The organism is Halomonas sp., from assembly GCF_052095695.1.
Classification (GTDB): Bacteria; Pseudomonadota; Gammaproteobacteria; order Pseudomonadales; family Halomonadaceae; genus Vreelandella.
Window position 1 is genome coordinate 8,359 of record NZ_JBQDLQ010000086.1, and the last position, 6,008, is coordinate 14,366.

5 protein-coding genes are annotated in these 6,008 nt (G+C 54.6%); 3 read left to right on the forward strand and 2 right to left on the reverse strand.

The genetic code is table 11. From position 1 onward, the window contains the following. A partial coding sequence (locus tag ACTH5D_RS14490) for a type I restriction endonuclease subunit R (RefSeq protein ID WP_441672456.1) occupies positions 1 to 1,791 on the reverse strand: 1,791 nt, incomplete at its 3' end. Between the two features lie 245 nt (positions 1,792 to 2,036). Between ACTH5D_RS14490 and ACTH5D_RS14495 the strand changes: the two genes are divergently transcribed. From ACTH5D_RS14495 to ACTH5D_RS14505, 3 genes are read left to right on the forward strand one after another with little or no spacing between them, the layout of a single operon-like run. Beyond that, positions 2,037 to 3,431 carry a YfcC family protein gene (locus tag ACTH5D_RS14495; RefSeq protein ID WP_441672458.1) on the forward strand — a complete coding sequence of 465 codons (1,395 nt, stop codon included), beginning with the start codon at positions 2,037 to 2,039 and terminating at the stop codon, positions 3,429 to 3,431. A 15-nt stretch (positions 3,432 to 3,446) separates the two neighbouring features. Further along, the gene (locus ACTH5D_RS14500) at positions 3,447 to 4,148 is read left to right on the forward strand and encodes a DUF1028 domain-containing protein (protein ID WP_441672460.1); all 702 of its coding nucleotides are present in this window, start codon (positions 3,447 to 3,449) and stop codon (positions 4,146 to 4,148) included. A gap of 53 nt (positions 4,149 to 4,201) precedes the next feature. Continuing rightward, the gene (locus ACTH5D_RS14505) at positions 4,202 to 5,461 is read left to right on the forward strand and encodes an allantoate amidohydrolase (protein WP_441672462.1); all 1,260 of its coding nucleotides are present in this window, start codon (positions 4,202 to 4,204) and stop codon (positions 5,459 to 5,461) included. A gap of 20 nt (positions 5,462 to 5,481) precedes the next feature. On the opposite strand, the gene ACTH5D_RS14510 is transcribed toward ACTH5D_RS14505, so the two are convergent. Next, the coding region (locus tag ACTH5D_RS14510; RefSeq protein WP_441672464.1) for a FadR/GntR family transcriptional regulator at positions 5,482 to 6,008 on the reverse strand (527 nt) is incomplete at its 5' end.

Below are 6,008 nucleotides of genomic sequence, written 5' to 3' on the forward strand. Positions count from 1 at the left end.
AGAGGGCTTGGAATCTAAAGGCTGACTGGCGGTTTTAAGCGATTTGGTCACACCTACCGCATCCACAATCACATAGTGGGTTTTGGCTTGAGCAGAAGGCGACACCTTTTGAAGATCATCGGCTTTCATCACACGGGTGCCACGTCCTTTCATCTGTTCAAAGTAGTTTTTCGATTTCACGTCACGCATGAACAGCAGGCATTCAAGTGGCTTCACATCGGTGCCGGTGGCGATCATGTCCACGGTTACCGCGATGCGCGGGTAGTAATCGTTGCGAAAGGCTGAGAGCGAAGATTTCGGGTTCTTTGCGCCGTTGGTGATCTTGCGACAGAAGTCGTTGCCTTCGTTAAACTCCAGGCGGACGGTTTGGATAATGTCATCGGCATGACTGTCCGTTTTGGCAAAGATCAGAGTTTTAGGCAGTTCCTTACGACTTGGAAATATCTCTTGCCACTTATCATGGAAGGCACGAATTACGGTGCGGATCTGATCAGGGTTAACAACAGAACGGTCGAGTTGGGTCGCTGCGTAGGCTAGCTCGTCGTCTTGGGTTTCCCAGCGTTTAGCACGGGTATCACGTTGGCGTTTTTCGATCAGTTGTTCCGGCTTGAGCGTTTCGCCCTTCTGAGTGATCTCCGTCTCGATCAGATAGATATCGTTACCCACGTTAACTTTGTCGGCAACGGCGTTTTCATGTGTGTATTCGCTGACTACATTTTTTTGAAAGAAGCCGTACGTGCGATTGTCCGGTGTAGCGGTCAAACCGATCAAGTAAGCATCGAAATACTCAATCACTTGGCGCCAGAGGTTATAAATCGAGCGATGACACTCATCGATGACCACAACATCAAAATATTCCGGCGGTAGCTTGGGGTTATAAACAACCGGCAACGGCTCTTTACGGCGCCATTTGTGTTCGGCTGGATGCTCTTCTTCCGCTCCTTCGTTTAGCTCTTCCCCTTTGAGCGTGGCGTACATGCGCTGAATCGTTGAGATTACAACCTGGTTATCGCTGGCGATAGAAGGCGAGGTGAGTCGTTGAACGTTATAAAGCTCAGTGAATTTTCGGTTGTCATCGTTGGGGATAAACGCCATAAATTCTTGCTCGGCCTGTTCGCCCAGGTTCTTGGTATCAACCAGAAATAGAATGCGGCGCGCTCCCGCATATTTTAACAGTCGGTACGCCTGTGTGATGGCGGTAAATGTCTTACCTGACCCTGTCGCCATTTGCACAAGTGCACGGGGTTTGTCCGCTTTTAGTGAAGCTTCTAAATTGGTAATGGCAGTGATCTGGCAGTCGCGCAAACCTTCATGATTGAGAGAAGGAAGCGCGGCAAGGCCAGAGCGAAAAGAGTGCGGAGCTTGTAACCATATGCTAAGCGTTTCTGGCCGATGAAAGCTAAATACTTCTCGTGAACGAGGTGCCGGGTCTTGAGTATTGGTAAAGCGTGTCACCTGCCCCGTGCACTCGTAGATAAAAGGAAGTGACTCATTGAGCGTCACCCATTTTAACTTGGCATTGGCATAACCTACCGACTGCTCTTCAACCGAGGTTAGCCGCGCACCCCAGCTATCGGGCTTGGCTTCGATAATGCCAACCGCTTGCCGGTCAACAAACAGTACGTAGTCAGCCGGGCCAATCGACGTCTGATACTCACGTACGGCGATGCCCAAACCAGCATTGAAGTCGAGCTCGCCCTTGCCTTGAATGCGCCAACCGCATGCCCGCAGGCGCTCATCTATCTTATCCCGAGCGGCTTGCTCAGGCATTTGGTTGACGTCATAACGCACGTGTTAGGCCCTTATCACGTTTAAGTTAACCTCATGATGTAGAACGGTGCTTGTAAATGCAATTTCCAAGCGGGCGGAACCACCTGCTAAAGAAGCGCGCCACTTGGGCAGCAGAAGGTCTAGCCGGCAAGTTCCTGTTATTTGAAAATTCGGACTTACTTGACCCTGCTATTTATCATGATAAATTCAAAGTAAGGCGCCAACGAGCGTCAACGCTGAGACACATCACAAGCAAGGGTATCCTCATGGCTGAACAACACACCGCGGCAGCCTCTGGCTCGCGTAAAAAGTGGTATCAGGCGGTTCCCGACCCCATGGTGCTAATCTTTATCATCCTGGTCGCTACCTATTTTCTGACCTTCATTATCCCCGCCGGTGAATTTGAACGCGTTACCCAAGATGGCCGAACGGTCGTGGTACCGGGCTCCTTTGCCTACCTGGAAAACGTCGCCAATATTCCTCTGTTCAATATTTTCGTGGCGATTCCTGAAGGCCTTATTTCCGCCTCTCAATACCTGTTTATTGTCTTTATCGCTGGGGGTCTGTTTCATATTCTGCAAAAGACCGGCGCGTTAGAGAATGCGATCGGCGTAGCGGTTAATCGTGTTGGCGTTGAGCGGCGTAACGTGATTATCGTCGTCGGCACCTTTATATACGGCTTTTTTGGTGTCGCCGTCGGGTTTGAAAACAACATTGCATTAGTCCCCATTGCGGTTCTCATCGCCAGCGCCATTGGCTGCTCCAGTTTGGTGGGTACCGCTATGGCCGTTGGTGGTATTGGGATCGGTTTTGCGCTCTCGCCCATCAACCCCTATACCGTGGGGGTTGCGCAAGGTATTGCGGAACTGCCGACCTTCTCTGGCGCTTGGCTGCGTACGTTGCTGGTGCTTTCGTCACTTGCACTGCTCTCGCTGTATATCTGCAAATACGTCGTCAAAATGGAGTTTGAAGAGCCGGATAATGCGGAAGCACTGAGCAAACCGCTCAGCGAATACCATCTCACCAAACGCAACATTCTTACGATGGTCGTGTTTGTGGGTGGTCTGGTCGCTATGCTCATTGGCGTGTTCACTCGCGGTTGGTATATCAATGAAATCGCAGGCACGTTCCTGCTCTTGGCGATCATCATTGGTGCCTTGAACGGCCTGTCGGCGAACGGCATCGTTAAACAGATGATGGAAGGTGCTGCCAGCGTTACCGCCGGTGCACTGGTAATCGGGGTAGCGGCCTCTATTCAGGTCATTCTTGAACAGGCCGTCATTATCGACACCATCGTCAACTCTCTGAGCTCACTGATTGACGGTATACCGTCGATATTCTCTGCCATCATGGCCAGTGTGGTGCAGGGCATCATCAATCTGTTTATTCCCTCCGGTTCCGGCCAAGCATTAGTGACCATGCCGATTCTCATTCCCGTAGCAGACCTTGTCGGCATGAGTCGCCAACTGATGATCACCGCATTCCAGGTTGGCGACGGTTTGACGAACCTGATTGTGCCGACCTCCGGCGGTACGCTGGCCATGCTGGCACTTGGTCGCGTCTCCTACGCCCAGTGGCTCAAGGCAATTCTGCCCTTTATGGTGCTGGTATATGTCTTGTCCTGGATAGGGCTGGTGATTGGCCACTTGGTGGGCTATTAAGCCCCTATAGCCACGATGACGCTTTCGCTGGTTCACTGCCACCCCGCCACAGGCACCGTTGCCACCATTACTGCCACCGGCGGGGTGGCGGTAGGTGGCTATGTGAATCACTGCTGGCGCGGCGTTGGAGCGTGCGTCACCCAAGGGCGGTTTACCAATCCATGGTACCCGGCTCATGTGCATGACGCACTTGTCGATGGCGCCACCGCCAAGCAGGCCCTTGGTGCGGTTATCAGCCAAGATAGCGACGCCGCACTGCGCCAATGCCTGGTGATGGATGCCCTTGGCCGCTCATCAGTGCATTCGGGGAGCGAGAATGTCGCTGAGGTGGAAGCCGCCCGCTTTCCCGGCGTCGCTGCGGTCGGCAACATGCTGCAGAGCAGCGATGTCGTGCAGGTCTTGGCAGAGCAGTTCTTAAGCCTTAGCGCCACCAACAGCAGCGCCGCTATCAAACGCAGCGAGGCGCCCCGCTACCCGAATCATCACGACCAACACTTACTGGCTCACCTCATTGGCGCCCTCGATGCCGGGTTGGATGCGGGTGGCGATAAGCGTGGCACCCGCTCAGCCGCGCTGCGTATCGAGTCGTTCCAGCAAGCTCCGATTGATTTGCGCGTTGACTGGTCGGAAGACGTCGTGGCTGCCTTGAGGGCGTTGGCTGACCAGTTCATGAGCGGCGACTTCCAAGCCTTTTGGCGCCAACTGCCGCTACGCTAGACGCGCTTCCATGCTGCTGGGGTTACTGGTGCCCCTCGCCTACCGGAGAGTTTATGACCAAAACCGCTGTTCACACTCCATTTTCCCAAGGTGAGTTGGGGCAGATATTGATCGAACGCCTGGACGAAGCCGCCCGCTGCTCGGCTCCTGGCGCCGGTGTTACGCGACTTTTCTGCTCCCAGGAGCACCGGGATGTACTGCCGCTGATCAGCCGCTGGATGGAGCAGGCGGGGCTTGCCCCGCAACTTGATGCTGCTGGCAATCTCGTTGGTCGCTGCTCCAAGGCACAGGCAGGCGAAAAAACCTTCATCATGGGATCCCATCAGGACTCGGTGATCGAAGGAGGCAAGTACGACGGCATGCTGGGCGTTGCGTTGCCCATTCTGGCGCTGGAAGCGCTTAAGCGCGAAGGGGTGACACTCCCCTTCGGCATCGAGGTGGTAGCGTTTGGTGACGAAGAGGGAGTGCGCTTTCCTACCACGCTGGTTGGCAGTAAAGCGCTGGCGGGTAACGTAACGCTTGATCAGCTTGCCGTCCAGGATGCACAAGGCGTAACGCTTGCAGAGGCCTTGACCGCCTTCGGCTGCCTGCCAGACGAGATCCCCGCAATCGCCCGCGACCCTGCCAACACGCTGGGTTTTTTAGAGGTCCATATCGAACAGGGGCCTATTCTTGAGCAGCGGCATCATGCGGTGGGCATTGTCACGGCATTGACCGGCATTGAACGCCACCGTGTCACGCTGCGCGGCAAGGCCGGACACGCGGGCACCACACCGATGCCCATGCGACATGATGCACTAGTCGGCGCGGCAGAAATGGTACTGGCCGTCGATAGCGTGCTGCAGAGAACCGATAAGCTGGTCGGCGTGGTGGGCAAGCTAGACGTCCATCCAAACGCCGTCAATGTCATTCCTGCCGAGGTCACTTTCACTGTCGAGCTACGCTCACCGGAGCGCAACATTCGGCAGCGAGGTCGCGAAGCTGTCTACGCCGCGATGGAGGAAGTGGCGACTCGTCGAGGGCTGGTGCTGGAGATGGAAAACACTTACAGCGCCGATGCCACCGCCTGTGCCGACTGGATGATGACTGCCCTCGAACAGGCGTGCACCCAGGTTGGCCAACCGGCAGAGCGAATGTTTAGCGGCGCTGGACATGATGGCTTAGCGATGCAGGCATTAACCGATATCGGCATGCTGTTTGTACGCTGTAAAGATGGGCTTAGCCACCACCCAGACGAAGCTATTACCGCCGAAGACGGCGAAGTCGCGACGCGAGTGGTCATGGCATTTTTACAGCAGTTGCCACGCCCATAGCGTTTTTCGCCCACAGCCCATTACGCTAGTGGCTCAGGTAAAAAGCCTCGGCGCACCTGAGCCTCCTGCTGATTCATCACGCGCTGGGCATCCAGCATATGCTCACGCATGATGTTATAGGCGCTTTCGGCATCGCCCAGCTCAATGGCATCCAAAATTTCTGCATGATAGCGACAGCCCGTCTGCCCTAAATCATGGGTAACTGGCTCATAGAGACGGTGATAAATCGTCAGATCCGAGAGCACCTGAATGGTGAACCGGATAATAAACGTCAGCAGTTGATTACCCCCGACTAACTCGGCAAGCATCAAGTGAAAATGCAGCGAATCAAGATGTTGCTGACGCTCAGTCTCGCTATCGTCCGCCGGGCCAGCGTAGCTACGTAGGCTTTCACGTAAGCGTGCCATATCACTAGCAGCCACGTTCCCCGCTAACGAAGCAGCTAGTTCAGGCTCTAACGCCAAGCGTATCTGGTAGATATCCTTAATTGATATCTCGCGGTTTCGGATAATAAGTGCAATTGGTAAGAGGGCGGCCAGCTGGTAGA